We start from the raw sequence: 21089 nt of genomic DNA, 5'->3' as shown, positions 1-21089 counted from the left end.
CTCAGCCTACACGCTGAAACGCGGCAATGTAATTGACGTCCACATCTTTGCCCAAACTAAACCGCTTACTAAACGGATTGTATTGAATACCTATCATCGCTTTCAGTTCCAAGCCGTTACTCCGGGCCATATGGCTAAGTTCGGAGGGCTTGATAAAGGTTTTATATTCATGCGTACCTTTAGGCACCATCTTCAACACATGTTCAGCCGCCACGATTGCCAATAAATAGGCTTTAGGCACCCGATTCAAGGTAGAAAAAAATACCATCCCCTCGGGCTTGACCAAACGTGCACAAGCGCTAACCACGGAAGCGGGATCGGGGACGTGTTCCAACATCTCCATGCAAGTCACGTGATCGAAACCGGCCGGCTCGCGTTCCGCCAAGGCCTCGGCGCTAATTTTCTCGTAACGGGCATTACACCCGGTCTCCAAACCGTGCAAATCGGCGATGTCGATCAGCTCGTCGCTAAGATCGATGCCTAACGCATTAGCCCCGGCCTGTGCGAGTCCTTCAGTCAAAATGCCGCCTCCGCAGCCGACGTCCACTACCTTTGCATCCGAAATATCGGCGAATCGGCGAATAAACTCCAACCGCAAAGGATTCACTTCGTGCAAGGTCCTAAGCTCGCCACCCGGGTCCCACCAACGTTCGGCTTGCGAACCGAATTTATGAATTTCGTGGGGATGAACGTTTTCTGTCATAGCATTAGCGGTCGAAAGGGTTGATCTATATCTTACTATATTACTCGGTTATTCGTCACAGGTGTCCCATCCCGCGAGTAACAGCAAGGTCCAAGAGTTAATCGTCGATAGGATGGAAGCGGACGAATTTTACGGTATTGTCGTCGCGTTGAATGATTTCCAAGATATATCCGTGCAAACGGATGCTGGTACCGGGCTCGGGAATGGTCTCCATATATTCCAAAATCAAGCCGTTCAACGTTTTCGGTCCCTCGGTGGGTAAATCCCAATGAGTTACCCTATTTAACTCGCGTATGCTGATGCCGGCGTCCACAACATAGCTTCCGTCTTTTTGCGCCTGAATGGCCGGCTCCTCGGCAATCAATTCGCCGACGATTTCTTGCAGCAAGTCGTCTAAGGTGACCAAGCCTTGCACATCGCCGTATTCGTCCACCACCAAGCCGATGCGCAGTTTTTCGGCCTTGAATATCTGCATTTGTTTGTGGATGGACGTACTGGCCGGAATGAAAAACGGTTTAGTCAAACTGTCGATAATGATTTGTTTGTCGAAGTCGACCAAACTGATACGCGACAACACCGAACGTATGTGCAGAAAACCTATGACCCGGTCGATATTTTTTTTGTAGACCGGTAAGCGGGTATGCGGACTATTGCGCAACTGTTCGATAATCTCTTCGATCGAATCTTCCATATCGATACCGACAATATCCTTTCTGTGCGTCATGATGTCTTCGACGCTGGCGGACTCCAAATCCAAAATGCTCAGCACCATATTTTGATAGCGGGCCGGCAACAAGTGACCGGTATCCGACACGATGGATTTGAGTTCGTCTTTATCCAATAAGTCTTTCTTGACCTTGTTCGGATTCATGCCGACCATGCGCAGTAGCAAATTGGATACTACGTTTACCACCCAAACGACCGGATAAAACAACTTGAGCAGCGGCACGTAAATCCAAGCGGAAACAAAAGCCAAACAGTCGGGCTTGAGTGCGGCCAGAGTTTTAGGGGTCGCCTCGGAGAAGATCAATACCACGATCGTCAGAACGACTGCCGCCGGAGCAATCATCTCTTCTCCGCCTATGCGGATGGCAATCAACGTGCCTATCGAAGAGGCCGCAATGTTGACGAAATTGTTCCCCAACAATATCAGCCCGATTAAACGGTCCGGGCGTTTGAGCAAATCGTGAGCCTTAATGGCTCCCCGGTGTTTTTTTTTCACGAGATGCTGCAACCGGTAACGGTTCAACGTCATCAGAGCGGTTTCGGAGCCGGAAAAGAATGCGGAAAGAAGCAATAAAACAGCGAGTATGCCAAACAGCACACTTAAGGGAATGTCGTTCAAAGAGAGCGCTCAAGATTACAAAACATGAGGTTATGTTTCTACGTAGACCGCTATTTGTCAAGTCGATAAGGCTGGCTTAATCGAGCGTCTATCTGCACAATTCCTAACACAGGCGTTAAGATTTATTCTCCAAAATATTGAAATAGATTGCATTTTGACAAGCTTACGATTCGATGCTTAACTTTAAAAGTTCCCAGCACTCCGACCGGTCTCAACCGTGAATACCCGTATGGATTTTCCATCCTTTTTGTTAATCGACGATAGCGCCTCCAGGACTGAGCAAGTTCGCACGATTCTTCAATTTTTGGAATACCCGCTTACGGTCACCACCAGCATCGATTTCCCTTCTTCACTGGAGGAACCCAACGACTTCGACGCTATCATGGTCGGCAGCACGCCGGACAAACAGGCGGCCTTATTGCGCAATGTCGACGAGAAGTGCCACGGCACACCGGTAGTGTTACTGCAAGATAAGGAAACGCCGCCGATCAGCAGCGCCATCCAGCAACTGATCACCCATAGTTTGACCTGGCCTACGGTATATTCCGAATTCATTGAATTCGTCGACACTCTCCCGCTACGCCGAGAAGCCGACAGTCCGAAAGCGTCACACAAAGGCTTAGTCGGACGCAGTCCCGCGATACAACAAACCCGCGACTTGATCGATCAAGTCGCCAAGTCCGATGCCACAGTGCTGATTTTAGGCGAATCCGGCACCGGCAAAGAAGTGATTGCCCAAGCATTGCACCGAGCCTCGTTACGCAAAAATCAGCCCTTCGTCCCGGTCAACTGCGGCGCCATACCCGGCGAACTGCTGGAAAGCGAACTGTTCGGCCACGAAAAAGGCGCGTTTACCGGAGCATTGACCAGCCGGCAGGGCCGCTTCGAACTGGCCGAAGGCGGCACTTTGTTTTTGGACGAAATCGGCGACATGCCGATGCCCATGCAAGTCAAACTGCTACGCGTGCTGCAAGAACGGACTTTCGAACGGGTCGGCAGCAATAAAACCATCCATTGCAACGTTCGCATCATCGCCGCCACCCACCGGCATCTGGAACAAGAAATCGCCGAAAAGCGGTTTCGGGAAGACTTGTTTTACCGTCTGAACGTATTTCCCATCGAAGTTCCGGCGTTACGCGAGCGGCCGGAGGACATCCCCTATCTGGTGAGCGATTTGATTGCCCGCATGGAAGCCGACAAGCGCGGCTCGGTACGTTTGAGCCGGGAAGCAATCGCCTTGCTGATGCAACATCAATGGCCGGGTAACGTACGGGAGTTATCCAACCTGATCGAACGCTTAGCGATTATCTATCCTAACGGCATGGTCGACGCCGCCAATTTGCCGGAAAAATTCCAGGGTTATCAGCTTCCGGACGATAGCAAACTGGATTGGAGCGATCCCGAGCCCGCCGCCGCTCCAGCGCCGCTGCCATTCAGATCCGACGCCGAACAGCCTATGTTGGCTTTCGCCCCAGGCGGCACTATTCAATTGCCGGAACAAGGTATCGATCTAAAGGAATACCTAAACGAATTGGAAAACGAACTAATTCGTCAGGCTTTAGAGGAATGCAACGGGGTCGTCGCCCACGCCGCCAAGCTGTTGAACATGCGCCGTACCACGCTGGTAGAAAAACTGCGTAAAACCGACAGCCAATAATCGACGCGTCAAAAACTCGCCAACAAATTATAACCCATTGAATAAATTCTAAATTATATATGGCCTGAAAATTGCTTTTTCTCCGGAAACAGCCAATTTCCGCTTTGCCATGACTAATCCGCACTTCCAGTTTCAGCAAAAATCCGAACGTCTGGCGGACGCCTTTCGCATCTTCAACGAACTGTCGGAACATTTAGCGCAGTCTTATCAAGGCTTGCAGGAGCAAGTTGCCCGGCTGAACGTCCAATTGGCCGCCGCCCGCAGCGAGCGCATGGCGACCTTGATAGAAAAGGAAAAACTCGCCGCGCGCTTACAACAGATACTTGCCGCATTGCCGGCCGGCGTGCTAGTCGTGAATGCCCAAGACCATATCGTCGACTGCAACCAGCAAGCAGTCAGCCTGCTTGGCGAACCGCTGATAGGCTTGGACTGGCAAACCGTATCCGCCCGCAGCTTACACCCGTCCAATTCGCCGCACGAACATCTGTTGGCCGACGGTCGGGTCGTCGCCATGACCGTCAACCGCCTCGGCGAAACCGACGAACGCATCATTCTTTTGTCCGACGTCAGCGAACTGAGACAACTACAAGATGCCTTGGCCCAACAAAAACATTTATCCGCCATGGGCGAAATGGTCGCAAGTCTGGCCCATCAAGTCAGAACGCCGTTGGCGACGGCGATTTTGTACGCCTCGCAACTCGCCACTACCCAACTGCCGCTCAGAAAATACCAACCGTTTGCGGAGAAAATTTTGGAACGTCTGCACTTCCTGGAACGGGAAGTCAACGACATGTTGATTTTCGCCAAGCAAGGCCGTTTAGCGATGCAGGGCTTTTCTTGGCTGGAATTGTTGGCGAAAAGCGCCGAACGCATGGCGCAGTTTAACGGTACCTTCGAGCTGGACAATCGCGTCATAGACGACGACATGCTGGGCAACGAAGCGGCACTGCGCGGCGCATTGCTCAATCTTCTCAATAACGCCATCGAAGCCGGCGCCACCACCGTCAAACTGACTGCCCAACAAAGCGGCGCTAACGTCGAAATTCTGATTGCCGACAACGGCCCTGGCATCCAACCGGAAGCATTGCAACACTTGTTCGAACCTTTTTTCACCACCAAAATCAGCGGAACAGGCTTGGGTCTGGCCGTGGTCAAAAGCGTGGTCAACGCCCACAACGGCCGGATAGATTGCCATAACCGGCCCGATCAAGGCTGCACGTTTCACCTGAGCTTGCCTATCGTGCAACCCCCTATCAACCTATCCAGTGCAACGCAACGCCCCCATCAAGCGAAACTCAAGGAGCATCAACATGAGACGGCATGACATTTTGATCGTGGAAGACGATCTTTCTTTGTGCGAAGCCCTATGCGACACTTTGGAGCTAAAAGGCTACAGCGTCAAATCCGCACAAAACGGCACGGAAGCCTTGAGCCTGCTACATAAATTCGAGTTCGGCCTAGTCATTAGCGACGTGCAAATGCCGGTCATGGACGGCCTGGAGCTGCTGCAAAACATTCGGCAAAAATTCGATCGTTTGCCGGTGCTGTTAATGACAGCCTATGGTACCGTTCCCCGCGCGGTGGAAGCCATGCAAGCCGGCGCGGCGGATAATTTGATCAAGCCGTTCGAAGCCGCCACCTTGGTTAACAGAGTAGCCGGCTTGATAGTACCGGCCCCGAGCAGCGAGCCTGAACGGGTCATCTGCGACGGGCAAATGAAAAAACTCTACGGCTTGGCCAGTAAGGTGGCTAAAACCGGGGTGAGCATATTATTGGAAGGCGAAAGCGGCTGCGGTAAAGAAGTCATGGCGCGCTACATTCACCGCAATTCGCATTACCACGCCGGCCCCTTCGAAGCGATCAATTGCGCGGCCATACCCGAAAACATGCTGGAAGCCGTGTTGTTCGGTTATGAAAAAGGCGCATTCACCGGCGCCACGCAAGCCATGCCCGGTAAATTCGAACAAGCGCAAAACGGCACCCTGCTTTTGGACGAAATTTCCGAAATGGACTTGAGTTTGCAAGCCAAACTATTGCGGGTATTACAGGAAAAAGAAGTCGAACGCTTGGGCGGGCAACGAAAAATTCAGTTGAACGTCAGAATTTTGGCAACCACCAACCGCAAGCTCAAAGACTACGTCAAACAAGGCCTGTTTCGGGAAGACTTATATTTTCGCTTGAACGTATTTCCACTCAGAATTCCGCCGTTGCGCGAACGCATCGGCGAAATTTTGCCGCTGGCTTACGAGCTTTTGGCCAAACATAGCCCGCACAGCCATTCGGCTTACCGATTCGATTCGGAAGCCATCGACAAATTGCAGGCCTACCACTGGCCCGGCAACGTCCGGGAATTGGAAAACGTCGTGCAACGCGCCTTGATCTTGCAAACGAACGGTTTAATCAGCAGCGAATGCCTGCTGTTCGAAGACGAAATCGATACCGGCATGCGCTGCCCGTATGCCGAAACCTCTCCGTACCGGCCGGACCTAGACATTCCCGTTAATGACGGCGATGCGGCGGACAGCGTGAGCCTGGGCGACGGTGTGCGCTCGGCGGAAGAAAAAATCATCCTGCAAAGTCTGCAGGACGCGCAAGGCAACCGCAAAGCCACCGCGGAAAAATTGGGTATCAGTCCGCGCACGTTAAGATATAAAATCGCCCGTATGAAAGAAGCCGGACTACCCGTGCCTTGCTGAATTAACATGGCTTGAAAAGTGCTTGTTTAGAATAAAACGCTAAGCGAGAGTCACGAAAATGTCAGATATTAATGTCAATCACTTATTGGCCCAAATGCGGGCCATGTCTGTGGAAGCGAGCAGCAAGCCGACGCTGAGCGAACAGGTAGGCAACGACTCCAACGACTTTGCCGCCTTGCTGAAACAGTCCATCGATGCAGTCAACCAAACCCAACAAACTTCGAGCCAAATGGCAACCGCGTTCGAAACCGGTCAATCCGACGTCAGTCTGGCCGAAGTCATGATCGCTTCGCAAAAAGCCAGCGTATCCTTCCAAGCCATGTTGCAAGTGCGCAACAAATTGGTCGACGCTTATAAAGACGTCATGGGCATGTCGATCTAAGGCGCGATAAGCCATGAGCGAAGCCAATAACAACTTCCCGGTCGAAACGCTAGCGCACGAGGCCGTCAAACAAGAAAACGATAATCTCCACCCTGCCGTCCGCAATTTATTGAAGTTGCCGCTCAGCCGGCAAATCGGCTTAATGCTGGCCTTAGCGGCCAGCATCGCCATCGGCATGGCGGTGGTGTTGTGGGCGCAAGCGCCCAATTACGATTTGCTGTTTACCGGCGTCGCGGAAAAAGATGCCGCCGAAATTCTGGAAGCGCTGGATAAAATGGGCGTGGAATATAAGGTCGAGCCCGGCAGCGGCGCCGTCATGGTGCCGACCGGCGACGTCAGGGAATTGAAATTGAAACTGGCGGCGCAAGGTCTGCCGCGCAGCACCAGCTTGGGCTACGAACTTCTGGACAAAGACAATGGTTTCGGTACCAGCAAGAGCGTGGAAATGATGCGCTTCCAACGCGCATTGGAAGGTGAAATCGCCCTGACCATACAAACCATACAAAGCGTCAAATCCGCCAAAGTCTTGCTGGCATTGCCGGTACAATCGGTATTCGTCCGCGAACGCAAAAAACCCAGCGCGTCGGTGATCGTCGAACTTTACCAAGGCCGCAGCCTGGAAAAAGAACAAGTCGAGTCCATCGTTCATTTGGTCGCCTCCAGCGTCCCGCTTATGGAAGCGGGGCAAGTCACCGTAGTCGATCACAAAGGCCGCTTACTCAACAGTAAAGACACTCCGGAAGACCTGTCGCTAAGCACCAAGCAATTCGAATACAAGAAAAATATTGAAGAACATCTGCGGCAACGCATAGAAAACATCCTGGCACCGCTGGTCGGCAGCGAAGGCATGCGGGCGCAGATTTCCGCCGACGTGGATTTCACCGTCACCGAAAAAACCCAGGAACTGTTCAATCCGGATTTGCCCGCCCTACGTAGCGAACAAACTCAAGAAGATCTAAACTCCGTCAATAAAATCCAAGGCGTGCCCGGCGCGCTATCCAACCAACCGCCGCCGACCGGGGTTGCCCCGGAAGTCGCCAGCGGCCAGGAGAAACAAGCCGACGCCGAATCGGGCTCCAGCAGCAAACGGGCTACCCGCAACTACGAATTGGACAAAACCATCACCCATACCCGCCAGTCCACCGGCGCCTTGCGGCGGCTATCGGTCGCGGTGGTGGTGGACGATAAACACGTACTGCTGGACGGCAACAATGCCCAGCAAGCCTATTCGCAGGAAGAATTGAACCAACTGCGCGACTTGGTCAAACAAGCCGTCGGCTACGACAACAGCCGCGGCGATCAAGTAACGGTCACCAACGTCGCCTTCAAAACCCCGGACGCTTTGCAAGAAGTATCGGAACCGATTTGGGAAAAACCCTGGTTCATGGACGTCATGAAGCTGGCCGTCGCCGCCCTGGTGCTGACCTTGCTGATACTGAAAGTATTACGCCCGGCCTTTGCCACCCTGATCGGCAAAGACGAAGCCGAGCAAAGACTCAAAGAACTGGAAGAAGCCCGTCTGGCCGCAGAAGCCATGGGCGGGGTAGTACGCTTCGACGAAGAAGGCAAACCGGTTGCAGTCAGGGTGGAAGACGAAGACGGCCAACCTTTGGCATTGTCGGCCGGCGTAGAAGATTTACTGTTGCTGGAAGCACCGCAAAGCTACGAAAAACGCTTGGAATACGTACAAAAACTCATAGACGAAGACCCGAAACTGGTCGCCCAAGTCATCAAAACCTGGCTGAAAGACGATGGCTGAAACAAGTAAAGATTTATCGCACGCGCAACGCGCCGCTCTGTTGCTGCTGGCCGTAGGCCAAGACCGAGCCGCCACCGTGTTGCGCCACATGGGTCCCAAGGAAGTCCAGCTCATCGGTTCGACCATGGCTGCTTTGGGGCCGATTTCGTCCGGCATGGTCGACGAAGTATTGGAAGAATTCATCATCCAGATCAAGAACGAAACCGGCCTAGGCTTGGATTCCGACGAATACATCCGCAACATGCTGACCAGCGCATTGGGTGCCGACAAGGCGGGCAACATCATAGACCGCATCTTGCTGGGCGCCAACAGCAAAGGCATAGAACAACTCAAATGGATGGATACCCGCTCCATCGCCGATTTGATCCGCCTGGAACACCCGCAAATCATCTCCATCATCCTGTCTTTGCTGGATCCGGACCAATCCGCCGAAGTATTGACGCTGTTACCGCAAAACATGCGTTCGGATATTTTAATGCGCATCGCCACACTGGAAGGCGTGCAACCGGCCGCGCTACGCGAATTGGACGACATCATGGAAAAACAATTGACCGGCAGCGACGGCGTCAAATCTTCGCAAATCGGTGGCGTGGACGCGGCCGCCAATATTTTGAACTTCATCGAAAGCGCCGTCAGCGAGCCGATGATGCAAGACATCAACGAAGCCGATTCCGACTTGGCGCAACGCATTCAAGACAAAATGTTTGTGTTCGGCGATTTGATCGCCGTCGACGACCGCGGCATTCAAACCCTGCTGCGCGAGGTATCGACCGATCAATTGCTGTTGGCCTTACGCGGCGTGGATACCGGCCTGCGCGACAAAATCTTCTCCAATATGTCGCGCAGGGCCGCCGAAATGCTGCGCGACGATCTGGAAGCCGCCCCGCCCGCCCGCTTGAGCGAAGTGGAAGCGGCGCAAAAAGACATCTTGTCTATCGCCAAACGCTTGTCGGATGCCGGTGAAATCGCGTTAGGCGGCGGTGGCGGTGGCGATGAGTTCGTCTAAACACCAAAAGTTTTCGCCTGCCGAACTGCAGGCATTGGATACCTGGACCGATCTGGAGGATTTCAGCACCCCGCGTTCGGAAAACGTTGCTTTAGAGCAAGCCACCCAAATTTTGACGGTGGAAGAAATCGAAGCCATGCAAAAGCAGGCTTACGACGAAGCTTTCGAACTGGGACGGCAACAAGGATACGAGCAAGGCCTGGAGCAAGGTTTCCAACAAGGTCAGCAACAAGGCTTGGAACAAGGCATGACCAAAGGCTACGAACAAAGCCAGCATCTGGTGCAAAATCAGGTCAAACAGCTCGGCATGCTGTTGGAATCGTTAGCCGAACCGTTTCGAAACCTGGACGAGGAAGTGGAAAAAGAGTTGGTCCAACTCGTCATCGCCATCGCCGGATTGATCATACGCCGCGAACTCAAACACGATCCCGGACAAATCGTTGCCGTGATCCGCGAAGCCGTCAACGTGCTGCCCTTATCGTCGCAAAAAATCACCCTGACGCTGCACCCGGAAGACGCGGAATTGGTGAAATCGGTCTTGCACTTGGACGAAACCATGCCGCCATGGCGCATTCAAGAAAATCCCCTACTGACTCGCGGCGGCTGCACGGTGCAGACTGAAGTGTCTTCGGTCGACGCCAGTCTGGAAAAACGTCTATCCGCGGTCATCGCCACGGTATTGGGCGGGGATCGGCAACAGGACGTCAATCCATGATGCCGGACGTCAACCGGGCAACCGCCTGGCTGGAACGCCTGAAACCCTACCGGCAGCGCCTCAACGAACCGCCGGAATTAGTGGTGGAAGGCAAGTTATCGCGCATGGTCGGCCTTACCCTGGAAGCCGAAGGCTGCCGGGCCGCCATCGGTTCTTTATGCCAAATCGTCACCAAAAACGGCAAAAGCATAGGCGCGGAAGTAGTCGGCTTTGCCGGCGGCCGCCTGTACTTGATGCCGACCGGCGACACCCAGGGCTTGGATCCCGGCTGCCGGGTGATCCCGCAAGGCAAAAACAGTCTGGCCAACGTCGGCTTCGGCTTGCTGGGTAGGGTCCTCGACGGCGCCGGCCGACCGCTGGATGGAAAAGGCTCATTGGATACCGACGCGCGTATTTCCCTGGCCGGCACACCGATCAATCCCCTATCGCGCAAACCGATCCGCGATGCCTTGGACGTCGGCGTGCGCGCCATCAACTCCGTACTCAGCGTCGGCAGGGGGCAACGCATGGGCTTGTTCGCCGGAACCGGGGTCGGCAAGAGCGTGCTGCTGGGCATGATGACCAAGTTCACCAACGCCGACATCGTGGTAGTCGGACTAATCGGCGAACGGGGGCGCGAGGTGAACGAATTCGTATTGAAAATACTCGGCGAAGAAGGCTTGAAACGTGCGGTCGTGGTCGCGTCCCCCGCCGACGACTCGCCGCTGATGCGGGTACACGGCGCGTTGCGGGCCACAGCCATTGCCGAATATTTCCGCGACCAAGGGCTGGATGTGTTGTTACTGATGGATTCCCTAACCCGCTACGCCCAAGCTTACCGAGAAATCGCCCTGGCTATCGACGAGCCGCCGGCTACCAAGGGCTACCCGCCTTCGGTTTTCGCCAAATTGCCGCAATTGGTGGAGCGCGCCGGCAACGGCGACGTCGAGGGCGGTTCTATCACCGCCTTTTACACCGTGCTGGCCGAAGGCGACGATACCAACGATCCGATTGCCGACGCGGCCCGCGGCGTGTTGGACGGCCACGTGGTGCTGTCCCGCAGCCTGGCGGAATCCGGACACTATCCGGCCATAGACATCGAGGCTTCTATCAGCCGGGTAATGCCGGACATTGCGACACCGGAGCATTTACAGTTGGCGCGCGAACTGAGACGCCTCTACTCCACTTACCGGCAAAACCGCGACTTGATCAGCGTCGGCGCCTACCGGGCCGGTTCCGACCCGCGCATAGACCGCGCAATCGCCAAACAACCGGCCATAGCCGAATTCCTGCAGCAAGACATGGACGAAGCCGTGGATTTGCCGCGTAGCGTAGACGAATTACGACAAGTCTTGGCCAGCTAATGAAACGTTCGCAACGCCTGCAAATCATCATAGACCTGCAACAACGCCAGGAGAACGAAGCGCTGCAATTGCTGGGACGCCGGCAACAACAACTGAACGAACAGCAAGCGCAACTGGATAACTTGCTGAATTATCGTCAACAATATTTGAATAAATTGCTGGAACGTCAAAAAACCGGCATGAATGTCAATCAATTATTGGAGTTGCGCGCGTTCGCGGACAAATTGGACAAGGCCATCGAAGGTCAACGGTTGACGGTAAGACAGCAGGAACGCGAATGCCAAAAGGCGCGCGACAAATGGCAGGAGAGTCATCAACGCAGCAAAAGCTTGCTGCGCCTGGGAGAAATCGCAGTCGCCGAAGAAACTCAACTGGAAATCAAGCGCGAACAATCCGAACAAGACGCCAGAGCCGCCCGTTCGTCCCGCAAGGATGGCGCAAATAATGCTTGAATAGCTGAAAGTGCAGGAGAATCAACATGAATATGCCAGACAACAGCTTGTTTTCTATCCTAACGACCGGCGGGCAGATTCCGCCCTTGAACAATGCCGTTACTCCAGGTAACGCATCCGGCACCCACGACTTCGCCGCCCAGTTCTGGTCTCAACTGAATCTGTTGAATAGCGCCGGCACGCCGAACGCCGAATTGACATCGGCCAATTTGAATGCCCTGCAAACCTGGGTATCTAGCGCAAACGCCGATCCGGAAACGGAGATCGAACCATTGCCGACCGATTTGCAAAACTTTGCCGCCCTATTCGGCAAACGCTTGCCGGCCGCCCATCCTGAAAACGGCGCGATTGATTTGCAAGCCACCATGAAAGCCTTGGCCGGAGTCATGCAACAATTGCGGCAATTGGAAAGCGACGAACCGGCTGCGGCAAGCGAAACCAATGTAAGTACGCTGACTACTGATGTAAGCACGCCGACTACTGACACGAATGCTAGCAGCGACGACACGGTGTTATATCCGTCAATTCGCTTGTCTGAAGTACAAGGCACGATTACCGCTCCGGAAACGGCGGCCGCACCGGCGAACGGCAATGTCGCTCCCGTAAACTATCAAGTAAATTTGCCCGAACCAGTTGCAACTGATTTGCCTCCCCCCGAGCTCAAAGCCGCTGTCGAACAAAATCCGAATTCGAAGGTACAGGCATCGAACCATTTCGAGCCTATCAGCGCTGATTCGCCAACCCGGCCGATACCACAGGCTAACGGCACCGACAATCTCATGCGCCCTACTCATCGCGCCAAACCGGGCGTTATCGAAACCAAAGCAACGCAGAGTCCGGAACTGGCCACTATGCCCACCGATACGGTTTTGAATCCCGACACTCCTGAAATCGACCCGCTCGCCGACACGGGGTTGCCTGCCGCGCGGCAACACCGCATGTCGGCGCAAGCAAGCGACCAAGAGCATTCGGATGAAATGGCCACCGCTGCTGTTACACCCAGTCTGCCGACAGCCGCGCCGCCTGTGGTATCGCAGCCGGAAAGCCCTGAAATTTCCGCAAGCATCATTGCCGGCACTTCAGCGAACCGCCTCAAGCAAGCCGATTTACCCACCACCCCGGAAAAACCTTCCGCCCCCCTACTCAACGGCGATACCCAACCGCCAAAAACCCCGCAGCACCTCGCCGGGAACGTGGAATCCACGCGGCAGGAATTCGCCGCCGCTAACCCGTTTAAAGCCGCTCAACGCTTGCCGGACGGAAGCAAACCCCCCGCAGAATCCGGCCAAAACGAATTGGAACACAGTCTAGCGCTTGCCTGGAACACCGATAATCAAACCGAATTCGCAAAGCAAACTTTCGACGGCAACAGACAAAATCCCCAACCGGATTTAACCTCGAATCCACAATTGGACGGCAGTTCGAATACCGAACCCAACCCATCGAGCCGCGCCGCTCAGGATATTTTTCGCTTAAATCAAGCACTACCGAATAACTCTGCACCCGTGTCCGCCAAGCCCGAAACCCTGAGCATGAACCGCCCGTTCGGCGATGCCGCGTGGAATCAGGAATTAGGAAATAAAGTGATTTGGATGAATACCCAAGGAGTACCGTCGGCCGAACTCCGTTTGAACCCCGAAAACTTGGGCCCGATTCACATCAAAGTCGACGTCAGCCAAGATCAGGCGACGGTGAGTTTTACCGCACAGCATGCGGCAGTCAAAGAAGCCATAGAGAACGCCATTCCGAAATTGCGCGACATGTTTTCCGGCCAGCAGTTGAATCTGGTCGATGTCAACGTATCGCAACAGCAGAGTGATCAACGCCAAACCAACAGAGAATTTTTACACATGGGTGCGGAATCGGACGCTCGTCACAGCCGGCAACAACAAGAGGAAGAGCCCATGCAAAACCCGGCTCAATCGCTGGTTGACGAAATCGAAGCCGGCCGGGCGGTAGCCAGTAACGGCTTACTGAGTATCTTTGCCTAACCGGAAACCTTTCACCGAGAACACAAAAAAGGCGGGATAATCCCGCCTTGCTTAGAAGTTTTCCGGCTATTCCTGCGGCCCCCCGGTATATTTACGGCCCAAGCCATTCATTTTATAGGTACAGGTATTGGAGCCGCCCATCGCGGCGGCAGAGGCGGTAAATTTAAATCCCAAGCCCTCGTTAAGCGTTAAACGCGTACCTTTTTTATTGATGGTACCCTTGACGGTCAAAGGTTGCGTGATCTTAAAACCACCGGCCGAACCGACAACCCCGTTATCGTCGAATTGAATCTCGTCCGGTACTTGCGCAAACGCGAACGCAAACACCGCCATCGGCGAATCGTACCAATGATCGAACGCCAGATTCAGCTTAGCGCCCTTTTGACTCCAGGTTCCGCTGGCGGTTTGCACGGTGAAATACGCATCCGTCATGATAAACGTGCCTTCGCCGTCGCCTTCCACTTCCCCGTCGTCGAACTGTATCGCACCGTCCAATACCGTTCCGCTGGCAATGGGGGTGCTGATCCCCGGCGTGCGTTTACATTTTACGCTTAGCCGCCCCTTCAGCTTTCCGCTCAAATCCCAGCTGGTGCCGGCTACCGACGGCGGTGCCGCTTCCACTTGGCTGACCGTCAACAATCCGACCATGCCCAGCGCCAACATAGATGAAACTGCACTTTTACTCATTTGTTTCCCCGTATGAATTAAACGACGCTTTTTATGTTACACGCGGGATGTAAAGAAATGTAAATGGATGCCGTAAATTGGGGATGAGATAACACTCTGCTTGCACACCGGCTAGCCGCACTCATGCAAGTTCGACCCACGCATTCGAGTTGCCAAAGTTCTCTATCTTGGCGGAAGGTCGAGCTTATGCGGCAAAGAGTCTACAAGCCGCGTATGAACGGTGAATGCAGCACTAAAGCGGCGGTAATCATCAACGTACTGCCGACGATGACCCACAGCGTGCGCTGATTGTTGCGCTGCATCTGCTTACGCAGCTGTTCCAGTTCTCTATTTTGGTGTTTTAAGTGGGACTGCAACTGCGCATGACTATTAAGGGCTTGCAGCACCAGATTAGGCATTTCCGGCAAATGCTCGGTAATTTGCGGAAACTGGCCGAACAGTTCCTTCACCTTAGCGGCGGGCCCCATACGCTCTTTAAACCAGTTTTCCAAATAAGGTTTGGCAGTCTGCCACAGATCCAAATCCGGATACAATTGCCGCCCCAGGCCTTCGATATTCAGCAAGGTTTTTTGCAGCAGTACCAACTGCGGTTGTACCGCCATGTCGAAGCGTCGGGCGGTTTGAAATAGGCGCAGCAGCAACAGGCCGAAAGAGATGTCTTTCAGCGGTTTTTCGAAGATAGGCTCGCACACGCTACGTATCGCCGCTTCGAACTCCTCTACCCGAGTAGTGCCGGGCACCCAGCCCGACTCGATATGCATTTGGGCGACGCGCCGATAATCGTGATTGAAGAAGGCCAAAAAGTTTTCGGCCAAATAGCGCTGGTCGGAATCCGATAAGCTACCGACGATGCCGAAATCCACCGCCAAATATTTATCCGGCAATTCCACGAAAATGTTGCCCGGATGCATGTCGGCGTGGAAGAAATTGTCGCGAAACACTTGGGTGAAAAAAATTTCCACCCCCCGCTCCGCCAGTTTTTTGAAGTCCGCATTGCCGGCGCGCAACGCAGCGATGTCGCCGACCGGAACGCCGTGTATGCGCTCCATGACCAATACCTTGCGCCGGCAAAGCGGCCAATGGACTTCCGGTATGTACAGCAGCTCCGAGTTTTTGAAATTGCTGCGGATGGCACTGGCATTGGCCGCTTCCCTGAGCAAATCCAGCTCGTCCAAAATAGTTTTTTCGAATTCGGCGACTACTTCGGTAGCCCGCAAACGGCGAGCGTCCGACCAAAAGCGTTCCGCCAAGCGGGCCAGTTCGTAAAGTAATGCTACATCGGAATGGATTTTATCCTCGATGTCCGGCCGCAACACTTTGACGATGACTTTTTCGCCGGTCAACAAGGTCGCCGCGTGCACTTGCGCCACCGAGGCCGAGGCCATGGGTTCGGTATCGAACTCCAAAAACGCCTGTTGGATGGTTTGCCCCAGTTGTTTTTCGATAATATTTCTGGCTTTTTCCGCGGAGAAAGGCGGCACTCGGTCTTGTAATTTGACCAACTCTTCGGCGATGTCTTCCGGCAACAAATCGCGGCGGGTCGACAAGGTTTGCCCGAATTTGACGTAAATCGGTCCCAAATCTTCCAAAGCGCGGCGGATACGCAAACCGCGCGGCAACTTGGATTTGCTGAGCCAATAGTTGGGCGACAACAATGCTAAAAACCGAATCGGCCGCAGCAAATGGGTTTTCAGCACGATTTCGTCCAAACCGTGAGACATCATCACCCAATTGATGCGCATCAAGCGAGTCAGGATTTTCAAACGAATCACTTCAAACCGTCCTCGCAGTTTATTCAGCTTCTAAATTGTTGTTGGCGCGCGCTTCCAAACGCGCCACGCGCGCTTCCAATCTATCGTAATCGGAGCGTAAAGCATCGACATCCTCGCACCAGAGCTCGGCTTCCGCTTTAGCCGGCAATTCCCTGGTTTCTTCTTGCAGAAACTCTTCCAAATTCAATCGAAAACCGGTCAAGCTGTGCTGAGTCCAGGCGCGGCTGCCGCGAAACAGTTCGGCCGTCTTGACTGCGAAGCTTTCGCCGGTGTAACGAGCCAATTTGGCTTGCAAATTGATGTCCAATTTTTCGAACAATCGTTGCAGCTTATGCGCCGCTTGCATATCGCCCTCGATGCGCACTTCGCCGCGGAACAAACTGCGCATCGGTGTCGCGCTCAGTCCCATCAAGCCTAAAGCCGACAACGAACCGCTTATACGGGCGTCTGCCGTCCCGCCGTAGCTCTCCAGCAATTGGATGCGTTCCGCACCCGGACAAACGTATAAGGTTTCGTCGAAAGGCGTGACGTGGATGGCGATCACTTTCCCTTGCAGCGGCGTCAACAGGTCCGGATAGTGTGCGTCCAACGCCAAATATCCGTTGAGCGCGCGCTCCAAGGCGCTGAGCAATAAAGGTTTAATTTGCAAAAAGTCGCCGGACATCAGGATTGGAAGAAATAAGCGTGATCAAGCGAAGCGGCTGTTCGATGCGGTATCAAGGCAAACATGCGGCGGCAAAAGTTGCGATAGACTGGGTCCACCGCCTGCCCGTGCACGCAATCCGGGTGGTCGCCAACCAATGCCGGCATAAAACCTTTAAAACTTGTAACCGCGGTGTACGGCTACGATACCTTGGCTCATGTTGAAATATTCGCAACGTTCCAAGCCTACCGCTTCCATCATGCGTTTCAACTCGTCTTGTTTGGGATGCATACGGATAGATTCGGCCAGATAACGATAACTATCCTCGTCCTTGGCGACGAAAGCCCCGATTTTCGGCAGAATGTTGAAGGAATAGAAGTCGTAAACCTTCTCCGTGACCGGATCGACCGGATGCGAGAATTCCAGCACGATGACCCGCCCGCCCGGTTTTAACACGCGATGCATGGAGCGCAACGCGGCTTCCTTATCGGTGACGTTGCGTAAACCGAAACCGATACAGACGCAATCGAAACTGTTATCGGCAAACGGCAAACATTCGGCATTGACTTGCGCATAACGGATGTTGGCCGCCAAACCGCGATCGATTAAACGATCACGGCCGGTACGCAGCATGGCGGCGTTGATATCCGCCAATACCACTTGTCCGCTGCTGCCGACGCGCTTTTCGAACAGTACGGTCAGATCGCCGGTACCGCCGGCCAAGTCCAGCACGCGTTCGCCTTCGCGTACGTTAGCCAACTGCACCGCTACTCTCTTCCAGATTCGGTGTATACCCAACGACATCAAGTCGTTCATCACGTCGTATTGCCCTGCGACCGAATCGAAGACTCCGCGCACCAGCGTGACTTTCTCGTGTACCGGGACTTGCTTGAAGCCGAAATGAGTAGTGTTGTCGTTGCTCATAAGCCGTTGTCAGTTGTGAATGGTGGGTTTGCGGCTGATACCGGCCGCTTTGAGCGCCTCCAGGTATTGCCCCCATAACAACGGGAAATCCGCACCCAATTTGTACAGTAAGTCCCAAGAATAGATGCCGCTGTCATGTCCGTCGCTAAAGGTCAAGGCAATGGCGTAATTGCCTACCGGTTTCAAGTCGACAATGCTGACGTTTTCCTTACCGGTCTGCAGCACGTCCTGGCCAGGCCCGTGGCCGACCGCTTCGGCCGATTGAGTATAAACCCTTAGGTATTCGGCCGGCATTTCGAAAATGCTGCCGTCGTCGAAATGAATTTCCAACATTGCCGACAGTTTATGCAATTTGATTTCGGTCGGATTGCAATGGCAAGGCGTCGTATGTATGCGCATGGTTACAAAATGTATCGGCTTAAATCTTCGTCCGCGGCCAGTTCGCCCAAATGGGCGTCGACATAAGCGGCATCTATCGTGATCGTTTTGTCCGGCAGATCCGGCGCGGAAAACGAAATGTCTTCCAACAATTTTTCCAAAATAGTGTGCAAGCGGCGTGCGCCGATATTCTCCACGCTTTCGTTGACCTGCCATCCGAGTTCGGCGATGCGCTGTATCCCGTCTGCGGAAAACGCCAGCTTGACGCCTTCGGTCGCCAACAAGGCTTGGTATTGCTCGGTTAATGACGCGTCGGGTTCCGTCAAAATCCGCACGAAATCGTTGGCGCTGAGCGGGCTCAGCTCGACTCGAATCGGAAACCGGCCCTGCAGTTCGGGGATCAAATCGGACGGCTTGGTCAAGTGAAATGCACCGGAAGCGATAAACAGAATATGGTCGGTCTTGATCATACCGTATTTGGTGCTGACCGTACTGCCTTCCACTATCGGCAACAAATCGCGTTGCACGCCTTCGCGGGACACTTCCCCGCCGCTGACCTCCTGGCGTTTGCAGATTTTGTCGATCTCGTCCAGAAACACGATACCGTGCTGCTCGACGGCTTGTAAGGCCGTTTGCTTGATCTCCTCTTCGTTGACCAACTTGCCGGCCTCTTCTTCCTGCAACAACTTCAAAGCGTCTTTGATCTTGGTTTTACGCGCTTTGGTACGGCCCGTGTTCAAGTGCTGAAACATGCCTTGCAATTGGCTGGTCATTTCTTCCATGCCCGGCGGCGCCATGATTTCCACGCCTACCGGCGGCGAAGCCACGTCGATTTGTATTTCCTTATCGTCCAAATCGCCTTCGCGCAGCTTTTTGCGCATTTTCTGCCGGGTCGATTCCTCGCTGTCAGACAACATGCCGCCTTCGGCGCGCGGCAGCAAAATATCCAATACTTTCTCTTCGGCCGCATCCGCCGCCCGGTTTTGTACTTTTTCCATCGCCGACATGCGGGTCATTTTGACTGCAGTGTCCACTAAATCGCGGATGATGGACTCGACGTCGCGGCCGACGTAGCCCACCTCGGTAAATTTGGTCGCTTCAATCTTGATAAACGGCGCATTGGCCAATTTGGCCAAGCGGCGGGCAATCTCGGTTTTACCCACCCCGGTCGGGCCTATCATCAAAATGTTTTTCGGGGTAATTTCCTCGCGCAATTCCGCTGCCACCTGACTGCGGCGCCAACGGTTACGCAAGGCTATCGCCACCGAACGCTTGGCATCGGCTTGACCGATGATGTGTTTGTCCAATTCGCTGACGATTTCTCTGGGTGTCATCTGACTCATAATTCCGTGTTTCGCTGGTTTGCGAATCGATTACTGCGCCTGCTCGGACGCCCGCGGCAGCGCGTCCAATTCTTCGATACGCAGATTGTGATTGGTGTAAATGCAAATATCGGCCGCGATGTTCAAGGCTTTCACCACGATTTCCCGGGCGGACAGCTCGGTATTTTCCAACAAGGCCCGCGCCGCGCTTTGCGCAAATGCCCCGCCGGAGCCTATCGCCATAAAATCGTGTTCGGGCTCTATCACGTCGCCGGTTCCGGAAATGGTCAACAAGGTGTTGGCGTCGGCGATAACCAGCAAGGCTTCCAATTTGCGTAGCGCCCGGTCGGTACGCCAGTCTTTGGCCATTTCCACCGCGGCCCGGGTTAAATTGCCGCGATGTTTTTCCAATTTGGCTTCGAAATGTTCGAATAAGGTAAAAGCATCCGCGGTTGCTCCGGCAAACCCGGCGATGACTTTATCGTGGTACAAACGCCTGACTTTGCGGGCATTGCCTTTCATAACCGTGTTGCCCAAAGTGACTTGCCCGTCGCCGCCGATAACCACTTTGTCGCCGCGCCGGACGGCTAATATGGTCGTACCTCTGATCTCCATGAATTTGCCCTGCTCGATCTGCGGAAAAACGCGCCATTTTACCCGTTCTATGCTGTGCTAAGCCAGCAGTTTAAAGTATCCGGACAGTTATCAAGGTTATATCGGCATTGCCATACAGGCTAAAACTGATTAAAGTTCGGCTGCTGAACATAATAACAACAATATCAAGAGGCTCGCTATGAAACCATTCCCCACCTGGAGACAAGCCCTGCTGTTATTGACTTTAAGCTGCACCGGTACGGCGTTCGCGGTTACCCCGGCCGAAGAAGTCGATAAGAAATGCATCAAACCAAAATTCCGCGACTATTCGCCGCCTAACCATGCGCAAGCGGCGCCGGGTTCCGAAATCAGCTTTCACGTCAACCGGCTGGCCGACCCCTTGCATATTTCCGCCAGCGCCAAGCAAATTCCGTTGAAACTGGAAATCGTAGATAAAAAGACCTTTTATTTCGTCAGTGCCAAGCTGCCGCCGGAATTACGCGATACTTACGCCCGTATCCATATCGAAGCTAAAGCGTTGGAAGGCGAATGTATCGCCCAAGACGGCTGGCTGTTGAATCTGTCAGGCGCGGCCGGCGCCGGCAAGCAAGCGGCGACGCCGGAAGCCCGGGGCGTGGCGGCAAAATAACAGGCGTTTGCTTAACGGCAACCTGACACTGCACTACCGATTGTCAGATAGACGCAAAACTACGACCGCGT

The 21089-nt window shown here is 54.0% G+C and carries 20 protein-coding genes; 11 read left to right on the top strand and 9 right to left on the bottom strand.

Features of this window, described 5'->3' with window-relative positions; translation table 11 throughout:
* Position 1 precedes the first annotated feature (1 nt).
* Together ubiG and F1E05_RS08490 are read right to left on the bottom strand one after the other, a co-directional pair.
* Entirely contained in the window at positions 2 to 703 is a 702-nt protein-coding gene (gene ubiG / locus F1E05_RS08495; protein WP_150047884.1) for a bifunctional 2-polyprenyl-6-hydroxyphenol methylase/3-demethylubiquinol 3-O-methyltransferase UbiG, read from the bottom strand.
* Between the two features lie 97 nt (positions 704 to 800).
* Entirely contained in the window at positions 801 to 2048 is a 1248-nt protein-coding gene (locus F1E05_RS08490) for an HlyC/CorC family transporter (RefSeq protein ID WP_150047883.1), read from the bottom strand.
* 229 nt (positions 2049 to 2277) lie between these two features.
* Between F1E05_RS08490 and F1E05_RS08485 the strand changes: the two genes are divergently transcribed.
* The 10 genes from F1E05_RS08485 to F1E05_RS08440 all read left to right on the top strand — a co-directional run bounded on the left by F1E05_RS08485 (position 2278) and on the right by F1E05_RS08440 (position 14049).
* Positions 2278 to 3705, top strand: a complete 1428-nt coding sequence (locus tag F1E05_RS08485; protein ID WP_150047882.1) for a sigma-54 dependent transcriptional regulator — start codon at positions 2278 to 2280, stop codon at positions 3703 to 3705.
* A gap of 109 nt (positions 3706 to 3814) precedes the next feature.
* On the top strand, positions 3815 to 5029 hold the full coding sequence (locus tag F1E05_RS08480; protein WP_150047881.1) for a sensor histidine kinase: 1215 nt from the start codon (positions 3815 to 3817) through the stop codon (positions 5027 to 5029).
* Entirely contained in the window at positions 5016 to 6401 is a 1386-nt protein-coding gene (locus F1E05_RS08475; protein WP_150047880.1) for a sigma-54-dependent transcriptional regulator, read from the top strand. The genes F1E05_RS08480 and F1E05_RS08475 overlap by 14 nt, the downstream gene beginning before the upstream one ends.
* 58 nt (positions 6402 to 6459) lie before the next feature.
* Entirely contained in the window at positions 6460 to 6783 is a 324-nt protein-coding gene (gene fliE / locus F1E05_RS08470; RefSeq protein WP_150047879.1) for a flagellar hook-basal body complex protein FliE, read from the top strand.
* Positions 6784 to 6796: 13 nt separating this feature from the next.
* Complete coding sequence (fliF, locus tag F1E05_RS08465; protein WP_150047878.1) at positions 6797 to 8542, top strand: flagellar basal-body MS-ring/collar protein FliF; 1746 nt, start codon at positions 6797 to 6799, stop codon at positions 8540 to 8542.
* Positions 8535 to 9548: a flagellar motor switch protein FliG gene (gene fliG / locus F1E05_RS08460; RefSeq protein WP_150047877.1), complete on the top strand. Its 1014-nt coding sequence runs from the start codon at positions 8535 to 8537 to the stop codon at positions 9546 to 9548. Before fliF ends, fliG begins: the two co-directional genes overlap by 8 nt.
* A complete protein-coding gene (gene fliH, locus F1E05_RS08455; protein WP_150047876.1) occupies positions 9535 to 10263 on the top strand; it encodes a flagellar assembly protein FliH in 729 nt (242 codons plus the stop codon). Before fliG ends, fliH begins: the two co-directional genes overlap by 14 nt.
* Positions 10260 to 11606: a flagellar protein export ATPase FliI gene (gene fliI / locus F1E05_RS08450; protein ID WP_150047875.1), complete on the top strand. Its 1347-nt coding sequence runs from the start codon at positions 10260 to 10262 to the stop codon at positions 11604 to 11606. Before fliH ends, fliI begins: the two co-directional genes overlap by 4 nt.
* Positions 11606 to 12058: a flagellar export protein FliJ gene (fliJ, locus tag F1E05_RS08445; protein ID WP_150047874.1), complete on the top strand. Its 453-nt coding sequence runs from the start codon at positions 11606 to 11608 to the stop codon at positions 12056 to 12058. Before fliI ends, fliJ begins: the two co-directional genes overlap by 1 nt.
* Positions 12059 to 12084: 26 nt before the next feature.
* Positions 12085 to 14049: a flagellar hook-length control protein FliK gene (locus tag F1E05_RS08440; protein ID WP_150047873.1), complete on the top strand. Its 1965-nt coding sequence runs from the start codon at positions 12085 to 12087 to the stop codon at positions 14047 to 14049.
* Positions 14050 to 14115: 66 nt separating this feature from the next.
* Here the strand turns inward: F1E05_RS08440 and F1E05_RS08435 are convergent, their stop codons facing one another.
* The 7 genes from F1E05_RS08435 to hslV all read right to left on the bottom strand — a co-directional run bounded on the left by F1E05_RS08435 (position 14116) and on the right by hslV (position 20390).
* Positions 14116 to 14736, bottom strand: a complete 621-nt coding sequence (locus F1E05_RS08435) for a hypothetical protein (protein ID WP_150047872.1) — start codon at positions 14734 to 14736, stop codon at positions 14116 to 14118.
* Between the two features lie 200 nt (positions 14737 to 14936).
* Entirely contained in the window at positions 14937 to 16508 is a 1572-nt protein-coding gene (gene ubiB, locus F1E05_RS08430) for a ubiquinone biosynthesis regulatory protein kinase UbiB (RefSeq protein ID WP_190303284.1), read from the bottom strand.
* Between the two features lie 19 nt (positions 16509 to 16527).
* Positions 16528 to 17172: a ubiquinone biosynthesis accessory factor UbiJ gene (locus F1E05_RS08425; RefSeq protein ID WP_150047871.1), complete on the bottom strand. Its 645-nt coding sequence runs from the start codon at positions 17170 to 17172 to the stop codon at positions 16528 to 16530.
* A 153-nt stretch (positions 17173 to 17325) separates the two neighbouring features.
* A complete protein-coding gene (gene ubiE, locus F1E05_RS08420) occupies positions 17326 to 18075 on the bottom strand; it encodes a bifunctional demethylmenaquinone methyltransferase/2-methoxy-6-polyprenyl-1,4-benzoquinol methylase UbiE (protein WP_150047870.1) in 750 nt (249 codons plus the stop codon).
* 9 nt (positions 18076 to 18084) lie between these two features.
* Positions 18085 to 18474, bottom strand: a complete 390-nt coding sequence (locus tag F1E05_RS08415) for a gamma-butyrobetaine hydroxylase-like domain-containing protein (RefSeq protein WP_150047869.1) — start codon at positions 18472 to 18474, stop codon at positions 18085 to 18087.
* 2 nt (positions 18475 to 18476) lie between these two features.
* Positions 18477 to 19796: an ATP-dependent protease ATPase subunit HslU gene (hslU, locus tag F1E05_RS08410; protein ID WP_150047868.1), complete on the bottom strand. Its 1320-nt coding sequence runs from the start codon at positions 19794 to 19796 to the stop codon at positions 18477 to 18479.
* A gap of 30 nt (positions 19797 to 19826) precedes the next feature.
* A complete protein-coding gene (gene hslV, locus F1E05_RS08405) occupies positions 19827 to 20390 on the bottom strand; it encodes an ATP-dependent protease subunit HslV (protein ID WP_150047867.1) in 564 nt (187 codons plus the stop codon).
* Positions 20391 to 20568: 178 nt separating this feature from the next.
* On the opposite strand from hslV, the gene F1E05_RS08400 reads away from it, so the two are divergent.
* Entirely contained in the window at positions 20569 to 21018 is a 450-nt protein-coding gene (locus F1E05_RS08400; RefSeq protein ID WP_150047866.1) for a hypothetical protein, read from the top strand.
* Positions 21019 to 21089 lie beyond the last annotated feature (71 nt).

Origin of the sequence: Methylomonas rhizoryzae, from assembly GCF_008632455.1 — a bacterium.
Taxonomy (GTDB): domain Bacteria; phylum Pseudomonadota; class Gammaproteobacteria; order Methylococcales; family Methylomonadaceae; genus Methylomonas; species Methylomonas rhizoryzae.
Note: the sequence above shows the minus strand (reverse complement) of the source record. Positions and strands in the feature narration are given on the sequence as shown.

Bases quoted from the DNA above. Each gene is read 5' to 3' on its own strand.
- fliF (WP_150047878.1), top strand. From the start codon at position 6,797: ATGAGCGAAGCCAATAACAACTTCCCGGTCGAAACGCTAGCGCACGAG.
- ubiG (WP_150047884.1), bottom strand. From the start codon at position 703: ATGACAGAAAACGTTCATCCCCACGAAATTCATAAATTCGGTTCGCAA.
- hslV (WP_150047867.1), bottom strand. From the start codon at position 20,390: ATGGAGATCAGAGGTACGACCATATTAGCCGTCCGGCGCGGCGACAAA.
- F1E05_RS08400 (WP_150047866.1), top strand. From the start codon at position 20,569: ATGAAACCATTCCCCACCTGGAGACAAGCCCTGCTGTTATTGACTTTA.
- F1E05_RS08415 (WP_150047869.1), bottom strand. From the start codon at position 18,474: ATGCGCATACATACGACGCCTTGCCATTGCAATCCGACCGAAATCAAA.
- fliH (WP_150047876.1), top strand. From the start codon at position 9,535: ATGAGTTCGTCTAAACACCAAAAGTTTTCGCCTGCCGAACTGCAGGCA.
- fliI (WP_150047875.1), top strand. From the start codon at position 10,260: ATGATGCCGGACGTCAACCGGGCAACCGCCTGGCTGGAACGCCTGAAA.
- fliE (WP_150047879.1), top strand. From the start codon at position 6,460: ATGTCAGATATTAATGTCAATCACTTATTGGCCCAAATGCGGGCCATG.
- F1E05_RS08425 (WP_150047871.1), bottom strand. From the start codon at position 17,172: ATGTCCGGCGACTTTTTGCAAATTAAACCTTTATTGCTCAGCGCCTTG.
- F1E05_RS08435 (WP_150047872.1), bottom strand. From the start codon at position 14,736: ATGAGTAAAAGTGCAGTTTCATCTATGTTGGCGCTGGGCATGGTCGGA.
- F1E05_RS08485 (WP_150047882.1), top strand. From the start codon at position 2,278: ATGGATTTTCCATCCTTTTTGTTAATCGACGATAGCGCCTCCAGGACT.
- fliG (WP_150047877.1), top strand. From the start codon at position 8,535: ATGGCTGAAACAAGTAAAGATTTATCGCACGCGCAACGCGCCGCTCTG.
- F1E05_RS08440 (WP_150047873.1), top strand. From the start codon at position 12,085: ATGAATATGCCAGACAACAGCTTGTTTTCTATCCTAACGACCGGCGGG.
- hslU (WP_150047868.1), bottom strand. From the start codon at position 19,796: ATGAGTCAGATGACACCCAGAGAAATCGTCAGCGAATTGGACAAACAC.
- F1E05_RS08480 (WP_150047881.1), top strand. From the start codon at position 3,815: ATGACTAATCCGCACTTCCAGTTTCAGCAAAAATCCGAACGTCTGGCG.
- fliJ (WP_150047874.1), top strand. From the start codon at position 11,606: ATGAAACGTTCGCAACGCCTGCAAATCATCATAGACCTGCAACAACGC.
- ubiE (WP_150047870.1), bottom strand. From the start codon at position 18,075: ATGAGCAACGACAACACTACTCATTTCGGCTTCAAGCAAGTCCCGGTA.
- F1E05_RS08475 (WP_150047880.1), top strand. From the start codon at position 5,016: ATGAGACGGCATGACATTTTGATCGTGGAAGACGATCTTTCTTTGTGC.